At 33.5% G+C, this 1,342-nt stretch carries 1 protein-coding gene; it reads left to right on the top strand.

The genetic code is table 11. From position 1 onward, the window contains the following. Positions 1-131: 131 nt before the first annotated feature. Positions 132-1,313, top strand: a complete 1,182-nt coding sequence (locus tag BMZ74_RS14300; RefSeq protein WP_089862878.1) for an IS256 family transposase — start codon at positions 132-134, stop codon at positions 1,311-1,313. The last annotated feature ends 29 nt before the right edge of the window (positions 1,314-1,342 follow it).

Genomic DNA, 1,342 nt, shown 5'->3' with positions numbered 1-1,342 from the left:
AGTAATGTACAATAAGTTGTGTAAATTAAATATCGATATTTTTTTAAAATAAAAAAAGAGGAATCCTTCTTTAAGTGGTTGAATATATTTATCGACGAAAATAAAAAATCAAACCACTAGGAGGACTCCTCATGAAAAGTATACCTGAAAAACCCAACAATGGTCAAGTGAATTTTGATGACATGATTAATGATTTGATCAAAAATTTTCTCGAAAAATTGCTTAAGTCTGAATTAACCGAATTTCTAAATTACGATAAATATGAAGTTACTGGTAAAAACTCTGGCAACAACCGCAATGGTAATTATTCTCGTAACTTCCAGACTAAATACGGTGTCATTGAAAATCTTGAGGTTCCAAGAGATCGAAACAATGATTTTCAAACTGCTCTTTTTGAGCCATATAAACGCCGTGATAATTGGCTGGAACAGACTGTAATCCAAATGTATGCCAGAGGTCTATCCACCCGTGATATAGCTAATTTAATTGAGCAAATGTATGGTCAAAAATACAGTGCTACCAGTGTTAGCAACCTGACTGATGTAGCAGTAAAAGAAATTGAGCAGTGGAAAAACAGACCCTTAGAAAAACGCTACAGTGTACTCTTTATTGATGCTCTGAGTATCAAGATTCGTCGTGAGCATGTTGGTAATGAATCAGCATATATTATCATTGGAATCAATGAAGAAGGATATAGAGAAATTCTGGACTTCTACATTGGTGTAACAGAATCAGCTGCACTCTGGGAAGAAGTACTAATGAACCTGAAATTTAGAGGCGTAGAACAAGTACTTCTGGGCGTTATGGATGGACTTCCAGGATTAACTGACTCATTTCTGAAAGTATATCCAAAAGCTGATGTTCAACGCTGTGTTGTTCACAAGGTTCGTAATACTCTTCATAAAGTTAAGAAAAAACATACAGATGAAATTGTTACAGATCTCAAGAAAATTTACAGAGCTCCCAGCAGAGAGTTTGCTGATCAGGCTTTAAATGATTTCAGTTCAAAGTGGGATAGAATCTACCCCCGCTTAGCTCAAAGCTGGTTTGAAGATAAAGATGAACTCTTTACTTTTTACAAATATCCAGATAGTATTCAAAAATCAATTTATACAACTAACTGGATTGAAAGAGCCAATAAAGAAATCAGAAAAAGACTTAAAACAATGAATAGTTTACCAAATGAAAAGGCAGCAGAAAAAATACTATATCTTAAAATCTTAGACTATAATTCTAAGTGGTCAGAACGAAGACTAAAGGGATTTTTAGCTGCTAGAGATAAACTAATTCAACTATTTGAAGAACGATATTAATTTATTTACACAAAATACTTGACGTTACC

This window comes from Halanaerobium salsuginis, assembly GCF_900114545.1.
GTDB classification, from domain to species: Bacteria; Bacillota; Halanaerobiia; order Halanaerobiales; family Halanaerobiaceae; genus Halanaerobium; species Halanaerobium salsuginis.
This window is presented reverse-complemented; position numbering and strand designations above follow the sequence as displayed.

Coding starts and splice junctions, on each gene's coding strand:
- BMZ74_RS14300 (WP_089862878.1), top strand. CDS start 132: ATGAAAAGTATACCTGAAAAACCCAACAATGGTCAAGTGAATTTTGAT.